This is a genomic window from Pseudovibrio sp. SCP20 (assembly GCF_057774105.1).
The window spans coordinates 1,292,568-1,308,669 of sequence record NZ_JBYMDH010000001.1 but is presented as its reverse complement, the minus strand read 5'-3'; the positions used below and the strand labels follow the sequence as shown (position 1 = coordinate 1,308,669).

The 16,102-nt window shown below is 54.5% G+C and carries 16 protein-coding genes; all 16 read right to left on the bottom strand.

What is annotated here, in order from left to right; translation table 11 throughout:
- Nucleotides 1-26: 26 nt before the first annotated feature.
- The 16 genes from AC3CB2_RS05770 to AC3CB2_RS05695 all read right to left on the bottom strand — a co-directional run bounded on the left by AC3CB2_RS05770 (nucleotide 27) and on the right by AC3CB2_RS05695 (nucleotide 16,091).
- Nucleotides 27-1,166 carry a CaiB/BaiF CoA transferase family protein gene (locus AC3CB2_RS05770; protein ID WP_352930196.1) on the bottom strand — a complete coding sequence of 380 codons (1,140 nt, stop codon included), beginning with the start codon at nucleotides 1,164-1,166 and terminating at the stop codon, nucleotides 27-29.
- Nucleotides 1,167-1,572: 406 nt separating this feature from the next.
- Entirely contained in the window at nucleotides 1,573-2,382 is an 810-nt protein-coding gene (locus AC3CB2_RS05765; protein ID WP_352930199.1) for an alpha/beta hydrolase, read from the bottom strand.
- A gap of 4 nt (nucleotides 2,383-2,386) precedes the next feature.
- Nucleotides 2,387-2,806: a RidA family protein gene (locus AC3CB2_RS05760; RefSeq protein WP_352930202.1), complete on the bottom strand. Its 420-nt coding sequence runs from the start codon at nucleotides 2,804-2,806 to the stop codon at nucleotides 2,387-2,389.
- Complete coding sequence (locus tag AC3CB2_RS05755) at nucleotides 2,803-3,225, bottom strand: acyl-CoA thioesterase (protein WP_352930205.1); 423 nt, start codon at nucleotides 3,223-3,225, stop codon at nucleotides 2,803-2,805. The genes AC3CB2_RS05760 and AC3CB2_RS05755 overlap by 4 nt, the downstream gene beginning before the upstream one ends.
- Nucleotides 3,215-3,898: an ABC transporter ATP-binding protein gene (locus tag AC3CB2_RS05750; RefSeq protein WP_352930208.1), complete on the bottom strand. Its 684-nt coding sequence runs from the start codon at nucleotides 3,896-3,898 to the stop codon at nucleotides 3,215-3,217. The genes AC3CB2_RS05755 and AC3CB2_RS05750 overlap by 11 nt, the downstream gene beginning before the upstream one ends.
- Nucleotides 3,898-4,647: an ABC transporter ATP-binding protein gene (locus AC3CB2_RS05745; RefSeq protein ID WP_352930211.1), complete on the bottom strand. Its 750-nt coding sequence runs from the start codon at nucleotides 4,645-4,647 to the stop codon at nucleotides 3,898-3,900. Before AC3CB2_RS05745 ends, AC3CB2_RS05750 begins: the two co-directional genes overlap by 1 nt.
- Nucleotides 4,640-5,665, bottom strand: coding sequence for a branched-chain amino acid ABC transporter permease (locus tag AC3CB2_RS05740; RefSeq protein ID WP_352930214.1), 1,026 nt, complete (start codon nucleotides 5,663-5,665; stop codon nucleotides 4,640-4,642). Before AC3CB2_RS05740 ends, AC3CB2_RS05745 begins: the two co-directional genes overlap by 8 nt.
- Nucleotides 5,652-6,572 carry a branched-chain amino acid ABC transporter permease gene (locus AC3CB2_RS05735; RefSeq protein ID WP_352930217.1) on the bottom strand — a complete coding sequence of 307 codons (921 nt, stop codon included), beginning with the start codon at nucleotides 6,570-6,572 and terminating at the stop codon, nucleotides 5,652-5,654. Before AC3CB2_RS05735 ends, AC3CB2_RS05740 begins: the two co-directional genes overlap by 14 nt.
- Before the next feature lie 108 nt (nucleotides 6,573-6,680).
- The gene (locus AC3CB2_RS05730) at nucleotides 6,681-7,820 is read right to left on the bottom strand and encodes an ABC transporter substrate-binding protein (RefSeq protein ID WP_352930219.1); all 1,140 of its coding nucleotides are present in this window, start codon (nucleotides 7,818-7,820) and stop codon (nucleotides 6,681-6,683) included.
- Entirely contained in the window at nucleotides 7,817-9,463 is a 1,647-nt protein-coding gene (locus AC3CB2_RS05725) for an AMP-binding protein (protein ID WP_352930222.1), read from the bottom strand. Before AC3CB2_RS05725 ends, AC3CB2_RS05730 begins: the two co-directional genes overlap by 4 nt.
- Nucleotides 9,405-10,616, bottom strand: coding sequence for an acyl-CoA dehydrogenase family protein (locus tag AC3CB2_RS05720; protein ID WP_352930225.1), 1,212 nt, complete (start codon nucleotides 10,614-10,616; stop codon nucleotides 9,405-9,407). The genes AC3CB2_RS05725 and AC3CB2_RS05720 overlap by 59 nt, the downstream gene beginning before the upstream one ends.
- A complete protein-coding gene (locus AC3CB2_RS05715; protein ID WP_014285710.1) occupies nucleotides 10,617-11,438 on the bottom strand; it encodes an enoyl-CoA hydratase family protein in 822 nt (273 codons plus the stop codon).
- Nucleotides 11,438-11,920 (bottom strand): MarR family winged helix-turn-helix transcriptional regulator, encoded by a 483-nt coding sequence (locus tag AC3CB2_RS05710; RefSeq protein ID WP_008546910.1) that lies wholly within the window; start codon nucleotides 11,918-11,920, stop codon nucleotides 11,438-11,440. The genes AC3CB2_RS05715 and AC3CB2_RS05710 overlap by 1 nt, the downstream gene beginning before the upstream one ends.
- Entirely contained in the window at nucleotides 11,917-12,669 is a 753-nt protein-coding gene (locus AC3CB2_RS05705) for an SDR family NAD(P)-dependent oxidoreductase (protein WP_352930229.1), read from the bottom strand. The genes AC3CB2_RS05710 and AC3CB2_RS05705 overlap by 4 nt, the downstream gene beginning before the upstream one ends.
- An 11-nt stretch (nucleotides 12,670-12,680) precedes the next feature.
- Entirely contained in the window at nucleotides 12,681-14,978 is a 2,298-nt protein-coding gene (locus tag AC3CB2_RS05700) for a bifunctional salicylyl-CoA 5-hydroxylase/oxidoreductase (RefSeq protein ID WP_352930232.1), read from the bottom strand.
- 294 nt (nucleotides 14,979-15,272) lie between these two features.
- On the bottom strand, nucleotides 15,273-16,091 hold the full coding sequence (locus AC3CB2_RS05695; RefSeq protein WP_352930235.1) for an MBL fold metallo-hydrolase: 819 nt from the start codon (nucleotides 16,089-16,091) through the stop codon (nucleotides 15,273-15,275).
- Nucleotides 16,092-16,102 lie beyond the last annotated feature (11 nt).

Genomic DNA, 16,102 nt, shown 5'->3' with positions numbered 1-16,102 from the left:
GTTTCGCATCGTTAATTACCGCAGATTCAGGCCAAAGTTTTGCTCTGCTGCATCTCATCGATGTCGCTTTCAGAAAAACCAAGCTCCTGTAAAACCTGTGAAGTATGGTCTCCGGTTCTTCCAGCTGGTTCAGGCGTTTGCGGAACAGTGCGGCTGAAGCGTGGTGCTGGTGCTGCCTGTGTGACACCGCCCAGGCGGATGCGGTTGGCGCGTTCTGTGTTGAGAGCAGCTGCGTTGGCCTCTTCTATGGAAAGCACAGGCGCGACGCAGGCATCTGTTCCGGCAAAAACGCCAGTCCAGTGATCGAGCGTGTTGGCTTTGATGGCCGCGCCGATCTGTTCTTCCAGTTTCGGCCATTCCTTCATGTTCATCTGGATCTTGGAGAGCTCTGGCGGCAGGTCCAGCCCTTTCAGCAGCAATGCGAAGAACTGAGGTTCCAGAGAGCCCACTGACAGATAGCGGCCATCGGAGGTTTCATAGCAGCGGTAGAATGGTGCGCCGCCATCCAGCAGGTTGGCCTGGCGCTTGTCTTGCCACAGGCCACGGCCCATCAAGGAGTAGATCAGGCCCATCATGGCTGGAACGCCATCGACCATGGCCGCGTCAATCACCTGCCCCTTGCCGCTTCTGGAGCGCTCAAACAGGGCTGAGAGCACACCCAGCAGGAGGAACATGGAGCCACCGCCATAGTCTGCGGCCATATTGAGAGGTGGCACAGGTGGGCGGCCTTCTTCGCCAATGGCATGGAGCATGCCTGTCATGGCGAGGTAGTTGAGATCGTGGCCTGCAGCATGGGCCAGTGGGCCGTCCTGCCCCCAACCGGTCATGCGGCCATAAATCAGGCCGGGATTTCTTGCGAGGCATTCGTCCGGCCCCAGACCAAGGCGCTCCATCACACCCGGGCGGAAGCCTTCAATCAGGATGTCGGCTTTCTCAATCAGGGAGAAGAACACGTTGACGGCGCCTTCGCTCTTCATGTTGAGCGCGATAGATTTCTTGCCGCGGCGGTTCACATCCTTGTCGATGCGCTCGCCGGTGCGCCTGTCTATGACGATGACATCAGCCCCAAGATCGGCAAGCAACTGTCCAGCCATGGGCGCTGGGCCAAGGCCTGCCATCTCCACCACCTGAAGTCCTGAAAGTGGTCCTGCTTTTGCTGCTGTCACGTATGCCTCCCCAGTCAGCCAAGTTCTGCGTGCATGAGTGCCCTTGGTGAGCGCTCATTGCCGGAGCTGTTTTTGCTCAATGCAGATTTGAGTACTCAGTCTACCCGACTTCTGCGCTGGGCGGATAACTCCGGCTCGCTTTCTTGGATCAACCTTAAAGTGGCTGAGGGTGGCTCCACAACTCTCCATTTGGTGAATAGCTTATCCATTAGGTTAAGAGGGATTGTGGGGGCTGGGAGTTTGAGGAGGTGCAGCCCGATGAGGCTTGATGATGAAACGCGTTCATCTGGCGGGCAGCATAGCAACTTAAAGTAACGCATGAATCTCTTAAACCACGCAAATGAACGCACATAAGAACGCAAAATCGCACGGTTTAGAAAGATCTATATATTACAGTATGATGCAACTATGTATTCAACATGGTTGTGAGGAGAAGGCTATCTGCCTGTTCCAATGCCTCTACCACGGTAAAATGGTTCTTGCCCGGGTCCTCATAGGCCGTGACCTGCGTTTCAAAACCGCCCCACATGGCACAGTGGGCCGCATTCTGACGACGGAACTCGGCAAGCTCTTCTGCCCCAACCCAACCGGTAAAGCGTAGGTTATCAAGAGGTTCGTGCAGCACTGGACTTTCCGCCAGCGCCTCCGCCTCGTCGATATGCAACGTGTCGTTCATCGCCGTCCTGCGGATCGGCCGCAGATCGTAGACGCCACTGATGCCGAGGATATGCTTGATCCTGCCAGTGATACTATCTGGTATCACTGCGTTCTTACAGCCAAGCCGCGCTACCAAGTGACCACCAGCGGAGTGACCGGTCAGATGAATCGGTCCTTTAACTTGTTCAGCCGCAACTTCAAGAGCTCGTTGCATCTGCTTGGTAATATTAGTTATTTCCGTATCTGGGCAAAGGTCATAGGATGGCACCGCAACGGTGTAACCCATCTCCGTTGCCCCCTTTGCCAGATGGCTGAATGCGGACTTGTCGAAGGCCTTCCAGTACCCGCCATGGACGATCATGACGAGCCCTTTGGATGCCTCGGGAGCTTTGGGGAAGAAGAGATCGAGCTTTTCTCTTTCCCCGCTTCCGTAGGCGATATCCAGCTGGTTGTTTGATGTCTCGCGAAACGCTTTGGAGCGCTCAACCCATTGATCGAACAGCTCTTGCGCGTTCGGCACTACGCCGGAGTTATGGTAGGCCGCGTTCCAATCCCGCATTACGTTATCCCGCTTTTGGCAGCACTGCTGTTGCTTCAATTTCCACCTTGGCCTGATCTTCCACCAGATCAGCCACCTGGATCATGGTCATGGACGGGAAATGACGCCCAAACACAGAGCGATAGGCTTCGCCGACTTCGCGCAGACGCGCGGTGTAGTCCTTCTTGTCGACCACATACCATGTCAGACGCACCACATGCTCTGGTCTCGCGCCTGCAACGGCGAGGATTTCGCGAATGTTCTCAAGTGTTTGCTTGATCTGATCGACGAGGTCATCGCTCTCGAATACTTGCTGTGCGTTCCAGCCGATTTGTCCGCCTAGAAAGATCGGAGTGCCTTCCGCCATGATGCCATTGGCATAACCAGAGGCTGGTTTCCAACCTTCTGGCTGGAGATGTTTGAACAGTGCTTGTTGTGTTGTCATGAAGGTCCCTCTTCCTTCAGGAAAAATTCCATTTGTTTTCTAATGGTTTGCGGCCAACTCACTGGCTTTTTGTCTTCGCCTTTGACGTGGACAATGACCGAGCGGCTGGTGAGACGAAGCTCGTCCTCGCATGTCACCGTGAACTCCAGGTGGACGCTGGAACGGCCCAGCTTTGTCACCTGAAGCGTGAATAAGAGTGTGTCGCCAAGCTTGCTCGGCTTTTTGAACTCTGTTTCGATCTTTGCGGTGGGGACTGCATCCCCTTGATTTATATGGATGTCTACGAACGACGCCCCGAGCGATTGCTCGAACCACTCCTCGGTGACCTGATTGATCATCTCGTAGTAGCGGGGATAGAAGACAATTCCAGCTGGATCGCAGTGCTGGAATGCCACTTTTATCGTGCGTTCAAAGACCAAGGTATCTGTCCTTCATTTCCTCGGTGAGCGTATCCGGACGTCCCGCCCAGACGGACTCGCCCTTTTCCAAAATGACGGCCTGATCCGCCAGTGGCAGGAGCTCCTTCAAGGTCTTATCGACGATGAGGATGGACAGTCCTTCCTTCTTCAGCTTGGCGATGGCCTGCCAGATTTCCCCGCGGACCACCGGCGCCAGACCTTCCGTTGCTTCATCAAGGATCAGCAGTTTCGGGTTTGTCATCAGGGCTCTGGAGATAGCGAGCATTTGCTGCTCACCGCCAGAAAGGGTGTTGGCACTCTGGTTTTTCCTCTCCTTGAGCCGCGGAAACAGGTCGTAAACGCGGTCTAGTATCCACTCGCCTTTGCGTGCAGCGGCAGTGAGGTTTTCCAGAACGGACAGGTTTGGGAAGCAGCGGCGCCCTTCCGGCACCAGCCCCAAGCCCAATCGAGCAGCCTTGTGGCTGGACATGCGGTTCAGGCTTTGGCCGCGGAACTCGATGGTGCCTTTGGTTGGTGTAACCATCTGACAAATCGAGCTGATCGTAGTCGACTTGCCCATGCCGTTGCGGCCAAGCATCGCCACCATCTCACCTTCGTTGACGGTGAGGTTTACGCCGAATAGCGCTTGTGCCGCGCCATAATGGGCTTCCAAGCCTTTGACTTCTAACAGCATCAAGCTTCCTCCCCGAGATAGGCTTCTCTGACCAACGCACTAGCACGGATCTCGTCGACGGAACCTGACAGAATAGCTGCACCGCCGACCAGAACCGTGATACGGTCAGCCAGACGGAAGACAGCATCCATGTCGTGCTCAATGAGCAGGATCGGGATCTCCGGGCGGATTTCCTCAAGGAATTCAGTGAGCTGTACTGAGCCAGTCGGGCCGAGACCTGCCATAGGCTCGTCCAGCAACAGCGCTTTGGGCTTCAGAGCCAAAGCACAAGCCACTTCCACCTGACGGCGCTCGCCGTGAGACAGTTCAGAGACCGCGATATCCTCACGTCCGCCAAGGCCGACCTTTTTCAGCCAGTTTCCCGCGGTTTCCCTCAGTTCCTGATCGGATTTGGTCTGCTTCCAGAACCGGAAGCTGGAGCCCTGACTGGCCTGCACAGAGAGCATCACATTGCGGCGTGCACTTACTTCCATTGCCAGTGAAGAGACCTGAAAGCTGCGTCCCAACCCCTTGCGGGAGCGGCTGGCGACTGTCTCGGTAGTTACGTCTTCTCCATCCAGATAGATGCTGCCAGCATCTGGTGTGATCCAGCCTGCAATCTGTCCGATGAGTGTTGACTTACCTGCACCATTTGGACCGATAAGAGCATGAAACTCATTAGGTTTCAGGTCCAGGCTGACGTTTTTCGTGGCCTGAAGAGCGCCAAAGTTTTTATGTAGGCCTTTGACTTCAAGAACAGGTTTAGTCATGGCGCGCCCTCCCTGCAATCAAGCCCATCACACCACCTCGGGCGAAGAGAACGACACCGAGCAAGGCGAAGCCGAGCAGCAGCTGCCAGTGTTCTGTCCATTCGCCGATGTAGGTTTCCAGCAGCACGAAAAGCGCAGCGCCGATAACAGGGCCGTAGAGGCGCCCTACGCCGCCGAGGATGACAAACACCATGATCTCGCCGGAACGGTGCCAGGAGAGCATTGAAGGGCCTACAAAGCCGTTCAGCTCGGCAAACAGTGCGCCAGCTAGGCCGGTGATCATCGCGGAGATGACAAAGCCTGTGAGTTTGATCGGGAATGGATCGATGCCGGATGTCGCCAGTCGGGTCTCGTTCATCCGCGCCGTGCCAAGGGCTGCGCCGAAGCGGGAGCCTGATAAGCGAGCGGAGACAAAGATGGAGCCAAGCAGCAGAATGAAGCAGATAAGGAAGAACGTCAGAGCGTTTTCTGCATCCACCATAGGCAGCTCGTTGCGCAGGTAGATGGACAGGCCGTCTTCACCGCCGTAGGTGGGCCAGGAGATGGCGAAATAGTAGATCATCTGGGCAAATGCCAGAGTGATCATGATGAAGTAGACGCCTTCGGTACGCAAGGAAATTGCGCCAATTGCAAGTGCAGCTAGGCCACAGAGCACCATAGCGACAATCCAAATGAGGAGCATCTGATTGGTGCCGGAAATGGCGAAAGGCATGGCCATGAAGAGCGTTTCTTCAAAGCTGTGAAAGGCTGCAATGCCAGTGGTGTAGCCGCCAATCCCAAAGAATGCTGCGTGGCCGAAGCTGACCATGCCGCCCTGCCCGATGGCAAAGTTGAGGCCTACGCCAGCGATGGCGAAGATGGTGATCAGGCTTGCCAGATTGACGTAGTAGTCCTCGCCAATGGACGACGCCCACAGAGGCAGCGCCAGCAGGATTGCCATAACGGCGATGTTGACGATGGTTTCACGGTTGAACTTAGGCATGGTGACAGATTGAGGAGCTGTATCAGTTTGCTGCATTGAAGAGCCCCTTTGGTTTTACTGCCAGAATGCCAGCCATCATCAGGTAGATGAGCATAGACGACAGAGCTGCTCCAACGCTGTTCGCGCTGGCGTTTTCCATGAAGAACTTCAGAATAACCGGCAGGAAAATGCGGCCAAGCGTGTCGACCAGACCAATCAGGATAGAGCCGATCAAGGCGCCTTTGATGGAGCCAATGCCGCCAATGACGATGACCACGAAAGCCAGAATGAGAACAGGCTCGCCCATGCCAACCTGAACAGAGCGTAGTGCGCCGACGAGCGTTCCAGAAAGGCCAGCGATCGCAGCACCCAGAGCGAAGACAATGGTGTAAAGCGTTTTGATATCAACACCGAGGGCTGCGATCATCTCGCGGTCGCTTTCACCGGCGCGGATCCGCATGCCAAGGCGTGTTTTGGAAATGAGCATGTATAGGAGCACAGCAACGGCCAGTGCCGCCAGAATGATAAACAGGCGGTAGACCGGATAGGCTTCCACGCCCGGCAAGGCTACGGTTCCGCTCATTGCCTCAGGGATGTTGAGGTAAAGCGGCATGGAGCCGAACACCATACGGGTGCCTTCGGAGAAAATGAGAATGAGTGCGAAGGTTGCGAGCACCTGATCCAGGTGATCGCGGTCATAAAGCCTGCGGATGACAAGCATTTCGATGAGAGCGCCTGCTGCTGCTGCTCCAAGGACACCACCGCCCAGACCCAGCCAGAAAGAGCCGGTCTGCTGAGTGATCCAAGCGCAACAAAAGGCACCGATCATATAAAGCGAGCCATGAGCGAGGTTGATCAGGCCCATCACGCCGAACACCAGCGTGAGGCCAGCTGCCATCAGAAACAAAGTGAGACCGAATTGCAGCCCGTTCAATATCTGCTCAAAAATCAAAGCTGCCGTCATTTATGATATTCCCGAGGCTTCTTTTTCATTATCAGATCAGTATGAGGGGATCAGCGGAGAAGAATTGGGATTCCCCGCTGATTAATATTGTTAGTTCAATAAGTTGACTTACTTCATGCGGCACTTGGATGCGTAAGCATCCTGATGGCCTTTGATTGCGACTCCAACGATTTTGTTGGTGATCTGGCCGTCTTCTTTAATCACCTCACGGACGTAAATGTCCTGAATTGGGTGGTTGTTGTTGCCGAACTTGAAATCACCGCGTACGGAAGCAAAGTCTGCCTCTTTCAGTGCTGCGCGGAAGTCGTCCTTGTCGTTCACATCAGCTTTCGCCATTGCAGAGAGGATCAGGTTTGCAGCGTCGTAGCCCTGAGATGCGTAAAGTGATGGCAAGCGGCCATAAGCTTCCTTGAAGCCTTTGACGAACTTGGCGTTTACTTCGCTCTCGATGTCCTTACCCCACTGCGAGGAATTTGCTACGCCAAGGGCTGCATCGCCGATCGCAGGCAGAATGTCCTGCGAGAAGGAGAAGGCCGGACCCATGACAGGCACATCAACGCCGGACTGGGCGTACTGCTTCATGAACGCAATGCCCATGCCGCCTGGCAGGAAGAAGAACACACTGTCAGCACCGGACGCGCGGATCTGTGCGATTTCTGCAGCGTAATCGTCCTGACCGAGCTTGGTGAAGAGCTCACCTGCCAGCTCACCCTTGTACATACGCTTGAAGCCCTTCAGAGCGTCTGTACCAGCTGGGTAGTTTGGTGCCAGAATGAAGGTCTTTTTGTAGCCAGCTTTGTTGGCGTGCGACCCCATTGCTTCGTGGAGGTTGTCGTTCTGCCAAGCCACGTTGAAGTAGTTCTCGTGGCATGCTTTACCCGCCAGTGCAGATGGGCCTGCATTCGGGCTGACGTAAAGAGTTCCTTTGCGGGTGGCTGATGGAACAACCGCCATGGCAAGGTTAGACCAGATAATGCCGGTCAGAATATCAACCTTGTCTTTTTGAATGAACTTGTCTGCCAATTTTTTGGCAACGTCCGGCTTGCGGGCGTCATCTTCTACCAGCAGCTTAACATCGGAAGCGCCTGCCTGTTTGAGAGCGAGCTCAAAGCCATCGCGGACGTCGATACCGAGTGTGGAGCCACCGCCTGACAAGGTGGTGATCATGCCGATTTTGACTTCGGCTTGCGCCACGCCAGCTGTACAACACAGAAGGGCGGCTACTCCGGCTGAAACGAGTTTTTTCATATAAGTTCCCCTGATTTATCCTCGACCGGTTGTTCCTTCAGGCGGAATCTTTGAATTTTCCCAGTCGCGGTTTTTGGTAGCGAATCTACCAGTTTAAGTGAACGAGGGTATTTATAAGGCGCTATAGTAGATTTTACATAGTCCTGAAGACGTTTGATGACTTCTGCATCTTGTGGGTGGTCCTCCACCAGCACCACATGTGCTTCGACAATCTGTCCCCGATCCTCATCAGGCACGCCTATAACTGCACACTCGGACACTTCCGGGCTGCTTAGCAAAGCAGCCTCGACCTCAGGCCCGGCAACGTTGTAACCGGACGTGATGATCATGTCGTCTGCGCGAGCTGCGAAGTGGAAGTAGCCTTTTTCGTCCTGATAAAAGGCATCTCCTGTTAAATTCCAGCCCTCACGCACATATTTCTGCTGTCGGTCATCCTGCATGTACCGGCAGCCTGTCGGTCCTCTTACAGCCAGTTTGCCAACTGTACCGCGTGGAACCTCCTTCATCTCCTCATCCACCACCTTTGCAGAGTAGCCTTTGATTACGCGGCCAGTAGTGGCCGGTTTGGCGTCTTCCAAGTGATTGGAAATAAAGATGTGCAACATTTCCGTTGCGCCAATTCCGTCCAGCATTGGAATGCCGGTTTTAGACTTCCATTGTTCGAAAACAGGGGCAGGCAGTGTTTCACCCGCTGAAACCGCGATACGCAGCGAGGACAGGTCTGCGCCCTCCTCCATGGCGGCCATCATGGCGCGGTAAGCTGTTGGAGCCGTGAAGGAAATGGTCGCCTTGTAGGTCTCAATAATTTCAATGAGCTGCTTCGGGCCAGCCGTTTCCAGCAGGGTTGCAGTTGCACCAAAGCGCAGCGGGAAGATCGCCAGACCACCAAGACCGAACGTGAATGCCAGAGGTGGACTGCCGACGAAAATGTCTGTTGGCTGCACGTCCAGCACTTCCTTGGCGTAGGCATCTGCGATGATCAGCAGATCGCGGTGGAAGTGCATGGTTGCCTTGGGCTGACCGGTAGTACCGGATGTAAAGCCCAGGAGGCAGACATCGTCCCTACCCGTCTTAACGGCATCAAACTGTACTGGTTTTGACAGAGCAGCCTTGTCTAGCTCTCCAGCGAAGTTGGCAGTGCCATCAAAGCTGACGATCTTGGTCAGGTGGTCGTTCTGCTTAAGGCAGAGTTCCATCTCTTCCATGAGGCGCAGATCGCACATGGCGAGTTTGATTTCGGCCTTGTCGACGATCTGGCTCAGTTCGCCAGCACGCAGCATGGGCATGGTGTTGACCACCACTGCGCCAGCTTTTGTGGCAGCAAGCCAACAGGCGACCATGGCCGGGTTGTTGGCTGAACGGATCAGAACGCGGTTACCCGGTTCGATACCGTAATCTTCCTGCAGGGCGCGGGCGATGCGGTTCGTCCAGTCCGCAAGCTCCTTATAAGTGCGTTTCCTGCCATTGCCGATGAGAGCAATGTTGTCACCAAATCCGCGCTCGACCATTTTGTCGGTCAGCTCTACTGCGGCGTTGATGTAGTCTGGGTACTCAAACCCCTCCAGCTGAAAAACTGGCTGCTGATCAACTGGTGGCAGCCTGTCCCTTGTGAAGGTGTCCTTGTGTGCGCTTGGTCCCAGCATTTCTCCCCTCCTGAGAAAGCAATTGCCTTGCTACTATTATTTTTTGAACATCGGAGGCACCTTCGTAAATGCGAAGGGCTCTGATTTCGCGATAAAGTTTTTCGACAGTATTGCCCGAACGGACGCCCTCGCCTCCGTGGATTTGTACTGCCTTATCAATAATTTGTTGTGCCTGATCTGTTGCGAACTGCTTTGCCATGGCCGCTTCGCGGGACACCCGTGCAGCGCCCATATCCTTCGTCCAGGCTGCGCGGTAGATCAGGAGTGCGGATGCATCAATATCGATGGCCATTTCCGCCAAATGACCCTGCACCATCTGCATATCTGCCAGAACGCCGCTACCCAGTTTGCGGGTTGTTGCGCGGGCAACAGCTTCTTCCAATGCGCGGCGGGCAAAGCCCAAAGCGGCAGCGCCAACAGTGCAGCGGAAGACATCCAGAACCGACATTGAAATCTTGAAGCCCTCTCCAGCACCTCCAATGCGGTTTGCAGCAGGAATGCGCAGTTGCTTAAAGCCCAACCGCGCCAGCGGATGTGGTGCCATGACATCGAGCCGTTCTTCAATGGTCAGGCCCGGTGTATCTGCTGGTACGATAAAGGCGCTGATGCCTTTAGCGCCCGGTGCTTCGCCCGTCCTTGCGAAGACAACGTAAAGGCCAGCAATGCCACCGTTGGAAATCCAGGTCTTTTCACCGTTGAGCACATAATCATCGCCATCGCGGATGGCTGATAGCACTATGTTTGCAACGTCAGAGCCGGAATCTGGTTCTGTCAGAGCAAAGGCAGAAAGTGTCTGACCTGCTCTGGTCTTGTTGAGCCACTGCTGCTGCTCCGGGGTGCCAAACAGACTGATAGCGCCTGTCCCAAGGCCCTGCATGGCAAAGGCGAAGTCTCCCAGGCCGTCATGACGGGCCAGAGTTTCGCGCATGATGCACAGGCTGCGGACATCCAGCGGTTTGGGATCTGCTGGATCAACGGCAGTGAGCTTGAGGAAGCCTGCGGTACCAAGATCATTTACGAGCTTGATACAGGCAGCATCCGTGTCAGAGTGGTCTGCGGGAAGGTTCTCGCAGCACCAAGTTTCAATAGCTTCGGCCAGCTCTCGGTGTTTTTCTTCAAAAAACGGCCATGTGAGGAAGGTGGTGTCAGCCATTTACGCTCCCTCGAAAACCGGTTTTTCTTTTGCTACGAAAGCCTTGTAGGCAGTTTCAAAGTCTTTGGTCTGCATGCAGATGGCTTGTGCCTGTGCTTCAGCCTCAATGGCCTGATCCAGACCCATGTTCCATTCCTGATTGAGCTGGGTCTTGGTGATGCCATGGGCAAAGTTTGGACCGGCGGTGATGCGCTGCGCCATGCGAATGGCATCGGCTTCCAAGGCTTCAGAGGTGGACATGGAGTTGAAGTAGCCCCAAGTGTAGCCCTCTTCTGCGCTCATCGAACGGCCTGTATAGAGCAGCTCGGCTGCACGGCCTTGTCCGATGATGCGTGGAAGAATGGCGCATGCGCCCATGTCACAGCCAGCAAGGCCAACGCGGGTGAACAGGAAGGCGGTTTTGGCATCAGGTGTGCCAATGCGCAGATCAGAAGCCATTGCCATGATAGCACCTGCACCCACGCTGATACCGTCTACAGCTGAAATGATTGGCTTGGTGCAGTTGATCATGGCTTTGACCAGATCACCGGTCATGCGGGTGAACTTCAGCAGATCCTTCATGTCCATGGAGACAAGCGGTCCGATGATGTCATGGACATCGCCACCAGAGCAGTAGTTGCCCTCATTGGAGGCAATCACCACTGCGTTGACGTCATCGGCATAAACCAGATCGCGAAATGTATCGCGCAGTTCGGCATAGCTCTCAAAAGTCAGCGGGTTTTTGCGGTCCGGGCGGTCAAGCTGGATGATTGCGACGTCGCCTTCCATGCGCCAGAGGAAATGTTTTGGCTGCAGATCCGCCATTTTGTAGGTTGTTAGCATTATCGGGCCTCCCCCTCCCAATCGCTGGCGAATACCTTCAGGGTCTCGGCAAGTGTTTCAGCTTCTTCCGGAGAAAAGTGCGAGAGAAGCTCGTTGATCCATTCACGATGACTTGCGGCCATTTGCTCGAAATTTTCTCTGCCAGCTTTGGTGAGCAGAACAACCGAGGTTCTGCGGTCGCCGTCTCTCAATGTGCGCTGAACTAACCCGTCCGTGGTCAGGCGATCTATGAGGCCGGTAACGTTGCCGTTGGATACCATCAGGTATTTTGAGAGCTGAGACATGAGCATGCCCTCTGGCTCCCGGTACAGTGCTGCCATCACATCAAAGCGCGGCAGAGTTACGTTATATGTGGTGCGCAGCCGTTCCCGCAGTTCGCTTTCAATTGCGCGAGAGGCACGAAGTAGCCTCAGCCAGAGGCGAACACGGGATTTGTCATCGGTTGCGTTGTTTGCTTTGAGCATTTCCTGAGAGGCTGTCATTGGGTCTCGCCTCCTGATACCGAAATGGATTGTCCGGTGACTGAACGGGCGCCGTCGCTGATGAGCCAAGCAACCGTTGCGGCGACTTCATCCGGCTGGATAAAACGCTGCTGCGGGTTGTCCTTATAGAGCGCAGCGCGGGCCTGCTCTTCGTTCATTCCGGTTTTCTGCATGATGTTTTCAATTGAGCGTTGCAACATTGGGGTCTCTGTGAATCCAGGACACACAGCATTGACCGTAAAAGGCTTGCTGGCAAGTTCAAGAGCAAGTGATCTGACCATGCCGACAACCCCATGCTTGGCAGCGGCATAATGAGAGACGTAGGAATACCCACGCAGACCTGCTGTTGAAGCGATTGCTATCAAGCGTCCGAACTCCTGCCCTTTCAGATGCTCCAGCCCCTTCTGGAAGGTCAGAAATGTACCAGTCAGGTTGATGTCGAGCATGCGTTGGAAACCGTCCCGGTCAATCTTGCCAAATGGTGCAGATTCAGCTGCGCCCGCATTGGCAATCACGATGTTGACTGGACCGTTTGCCTCAACAGCCTTTTCGAACAGTTGGGCAACGGACACCACATCTGTGATGTCTGCTGTCACCGCCTTAATGCGGCTGTTAGCGCTTGCGACCAGATCAAGCGGCTCGCGTCTGCGTCCTGCCACGGTGACCTTTACTCCGGCCCCCGCGAGGTGGCGGGCAATTTCGGCCCCAACGCCTGTCCCACCACCTGTTATGACTGCATGCTTTTCCAAACTGCTCTTCCTTACACGCGAACTTTCATGGTCTCGGCGCGTTCTGCCAGACGGTACAACTGGTCACGACCTGCATGATATGGTTCTGGCCAGTAAACGCCTTTGTCACCAAGTTCTGCCGCTGCGTGCAGGGTCCAATACGGATCTGACAGGTGTGGACGTGCCAGGCAGACAAGATCTGCGCGACCTGCCATTAGGATCGAGTTCACGTGGTCTGGCTCGTAGATGTTGCCTACTGCCATGGTTTTCATGCCGGCATCGTTGCGGATGCGGTCTGAGAACGGCACCTGGAACATGCGGCCATACACGGGCTGTGCACGTGTGCTGGTCTGGCCTGCGGATACGTCACAGATATCAACGTCAACTGCATCGAGCATGCGTGCGATTTCAACGGCTTCTTCCGGAGTAAGTCCTTCGTCCTCGACCCAGTCTGTTGCGGAGATACGCACAGACATTGGTTTGTCCTGTGGCCATGCTTCACGCAGGGCTTTGATGACTTCCAGTGGGTATCTCATACGGTTTTCGAGAGAACCGCCATACTCATCTTCGCGCTTGTTGGTGAGCGGTGAGATGAAGGACGACAGCAGATAGCCGTGGGCGCAGTGGACTTCGATCATGTCGAAACCTGAGGCATCTGCCATTTTGGCTGCGTTCACGAACTCGTCTTTCACGCGGTCCATGTCCGCACGATCCATCTGCTTTGGTGTCTGGTTGCGTTCAGACCAAGCAACTGGAGAAGCTGCGAGCAGAGACCAGTTGCCGTCTTTCAAAGGTGCGTCCATCTCTTCCCAACCGAGTTGAGTTGACCCTTTTGGTCCCGCATGGCCGAGCTGGCAGCAGATTTTTGCGTGGCTGTGTTCATGGACAAAACCTGTGATGCGTTTCCACGCCTTCTCATGTTCCGGCGCATAAAGGCCCGGACAGCCTGGGGTGATACGACCATCTGCGCTCACACAGGTCATTTCCACGACCACCATACCAGCACCGCCTTTGGCGCGTTCGCCGTAGTGGGCCAGATGCCAATCAGAAACAGTTCCGTTTTCCGCTTTATACTGCGCCATTGGAGAAACAACCACGCGGTTATTCAGTTCCATCTCGCGCAGTTTGAACGGCGCAAACATTGGCGGGCGCGGTGCATTGTCGGTGTCAGATACACCAGCCTGATTTTGGAACCAGCCTTCTGCAGTTCCCAACCACTCCGCATCGCGCTCGCGAAGGTTCTCGTGAGAGATACGCTGAGAGCGGGTTAGAAGTGAGTAGTTGAACTGGACGGGATCCAGATGCAGATAGCGTTCAACGTTCTCAAACCATTCGAGAGAGTTACGTGCTGCGGACTGGAGTTTCAACACTTCCAAGCGGCGCTCGTCCTCGTATTTCTGGAAAGCATCCTGAACGGACTTTTCGCTGTGTAGGTAGTCTGCCAGTGCGATTGCACTTTCCATGGCAAGCTTTGAGCCTGAGCCGATGGAGAAGTGCGCGGTTGCAGCAGCGTCGCCCATCAGAACGAGGTTCTCGTGAGACCACTTTTCGCAAAGAACACGTGGGAAGTTGATCCATGCGGAACCGCGGATGTGGTTCGCGTTGGTCATCAACTCATTGCCGCCGAGATGCTTTTCGAAGATCTTTTCGCAGGTTCGGCAGGATTCTGCCTGGCTCATGTTTGCGAAGCCGAATGCTTCGTAGGTCTCTTCGGTACACTCTACGATGAAGGTCGCGGTATCATCGTCAAACTGATAGGCGTGTGCCCAAATCCATCCGTGCTCTGTTTCTTCAAAGATAAAGGTGAAGGCATCGTCGAACTTTTGGTGCGTGCCGAGCCAGACGAACTTACATTTGCGGGTGTCGATGTCTGGTTTGAAGTGTTCAGCAAACTCGGTGCGGCTGGTGGAGTTCAGACCATCTGCTGCAACAACGAGATCGTAGTCGCCCATGAACTCTTTGGCGCTGGTGTAGTTCCGCTCAAACTCCATGTTCACGCCAAGTTCGCGCGCCCGGTCCTGAAGGAGCAGAAGCAGCTGCTTGCGGCCAATGCCGCAGAAGCCGTGACCACTAGAGACATGGCAGGTGTCTCTGTAGTGGACTGCGATATCATCCCAGTAGGCAAAGTGAGCGCGAATGGCTTCTGCGCTCTTTTCGTCGTTAGCCTTGAAGTTGTCCAGCGTCTCATCTGAAAGAACAACACCCCATCCAAAGGTGTCGTCAAACTTATTCCGCTCAATGACTGTGACCTCATGTTGAGGATCACGGAGTTTCATACTGATTGCGAAATAAAGACCTGCCGGGCCGCCTCCAAGACATGCGACTTTCATTGCTCTCTCCCCCTCAGGCTGCAAGCGCCTAATTTCAACTTGGGACAAGCGTGACAGGTTTTTTGAATTATTTCAAACATAAAATATCTAAGCATAAAATATATGTGATGCTACAGAAAATGTCTGTAACCTGTTGTATTTTATAAGTTTATGTCTGATGTTGAGTGAGCCGACTAAACCGGCTTGAAAAATATATTTATCACGCACGCGCCACTGATATATCTATATCAGCACAAAAAGCGGAGCCGTGGCAAGTAATGATTCTGTGTAGGTATCATAAAAAATGCGACGGCTTTAAACCGTCGCATGTGCAGGAAATTCGACTGCCCGGCCATCAAAAGCGGGAGACACGTTCTCAGGCAACTGTGATTTCAATCGCTGATAATCCAAATCACAGTGCAAGTTGGTGAGGATGCTGTTTGCCGGTTTCATCCGCTCAATCCACTCCAGCGCATCATTAACGCAGAAGTGGCTTTGGTGCGGTTTCTCACGCAGTGCATCGATGATCCATGTGTCCAGCCCCTTCAATGCATGAAAGCTGCTTTCCGGGATGTCGTTGACATCTGGCGTGTAGGCCAGATCCTGAAAACGGAAGCCAAGGGCATCAATATCACCATGATGAACGAGAAATGGCAGAGCAGTGATTGGTCCCCCTGCTCCGTCAATGGTAACCGGTGTTCCGTCGGTCAGCCGGTTCTCACTCAAGATTGGTGGATAGCCGGAGCCTGGTGGTGTCACGAAGCAATAGTCAAAGGCTGACCGGACGCGCTTTGACGTGAACTCATCCATGTAGACAGGTACTTTGGCGCGCTGCATGAGTGCAAAAAAGCGCAGATCATCGATGCCGTGCAAGTGGTCTGCATGGGCATGAGTGTACAGGACAGCGTCAACATGCGTAACACCAGCAGCCAGCATTTGCTCGCGTAAGTCTGGGCCGGTATCAACGACAATGGTGGTGGTGCCGGTCTCGGAGAACCTCTGGACCAGCAGTGCACATCTACGGCGGCGGTTTTTGGGCTCATTGGGATCGCAGACACCCCAATCTCCGCCAATCCGTGGCACGCCGGTCGATGAGCCGCAGCCCAGAATGGTGACCTTAAAATTGCTGGTCATTGGTCCTCTCA

Bases quoted from the DNA above. Each gene is read 5' to 3' on its own strand.
- AC3CB2_RS05765 (WP_352930199.1), bottom strand. From the start codon at position 2,382: ATGCGGGATTGGAACGCGGCCTACCATAACTCCGGCGTAGTGCCGAAC.
- AC3CB2_RS05760 (WP_352930202.1), bottom strand. From the start codon at position 2,806: ATGACAACACAACAAGCACTGTTCAAACATCTCCAGCCAGAAGGTTGG.
- AC3CB2_RS05750 (WP_352930208.1), bottom strand. From the start codon at position 3,898: ATGCTGTTAGAAGTCAAAGGCTTGGAAGCCCATTATGGCGCGGCACAA.
- AC3CB2_RS05745 (WP_352930211.1), bottom strand. From the start codon at position 4,647: ATGACTAAACCTGTTCTTGAAGTCAAAGGCCTACATAAAAACTTTGGC.
- AC3CB2_RS05740 (WP_352930214.1), bottom strand. From the start codon at position 5,665: ATGCAGCAAACTGATACAGCTCCTCAATCTGTCACCATGCCTAAGTTC.
- AC3CB2_RS05735 (WP_352930217.1), bottom strand. From the start codon at position 6,572: ATGACGGCAGCTTTGATTTTTGAGCAGATATTGAACGGGCTGCAATTC.
- AC3CB2_RS05730 (WP_352930219.1), bottom strand. From the start codon at position 7,820: ATGAAAAAACTCGTTTCAGCCGGAGTAGCCGCCCTTCTGTGTTGTACA.
- AC3CB2_RS05725 (WP_352930222.1), bottom strand. From the start codon at position 9,463: ATGCTGGGACCAAGCGCACACAAGGACACCTTCACAAGGGACAGGCTG.
- AC3CB2_RS05720 (WP_352930225.1), bottom strand. From the start codon at position 10,616: ATGGCTGACACCACCTTCCTCACATGGCCGTTTTTTGAAGAAAAACAC.
- AC3CB2_RS05715 (WP_014285710.1), bottom strand. From the start codon at position 11,438: ATGCTAACAACCTACAAAATGGCGGATCTGCAGCCAAAACATTTCCTC.
- AC3CB2_RS05710 (WP_008546910.1), bottom strand. From the start codon at position 11,920: ATGACAGCCTCTCAGGAAATGCTCAAAGCAAACAACGCAACCGATGAC.
- AC3CB2_RS05700 (WP_352930232.1), bottom strand. From the start codon at position 14,978: ATGAAAGTCGCATGTCTTGGAGGCGGCCCGGCAGGTCTTTATTTCGCA.
- AC3CB2_RS05695 (WP_352930235.1), bottom strand. From the start codon at position 16,091: ATGACCAGCAATTTTAAGGTCACCATTCTGGGCTGCGGCTCATCGACC.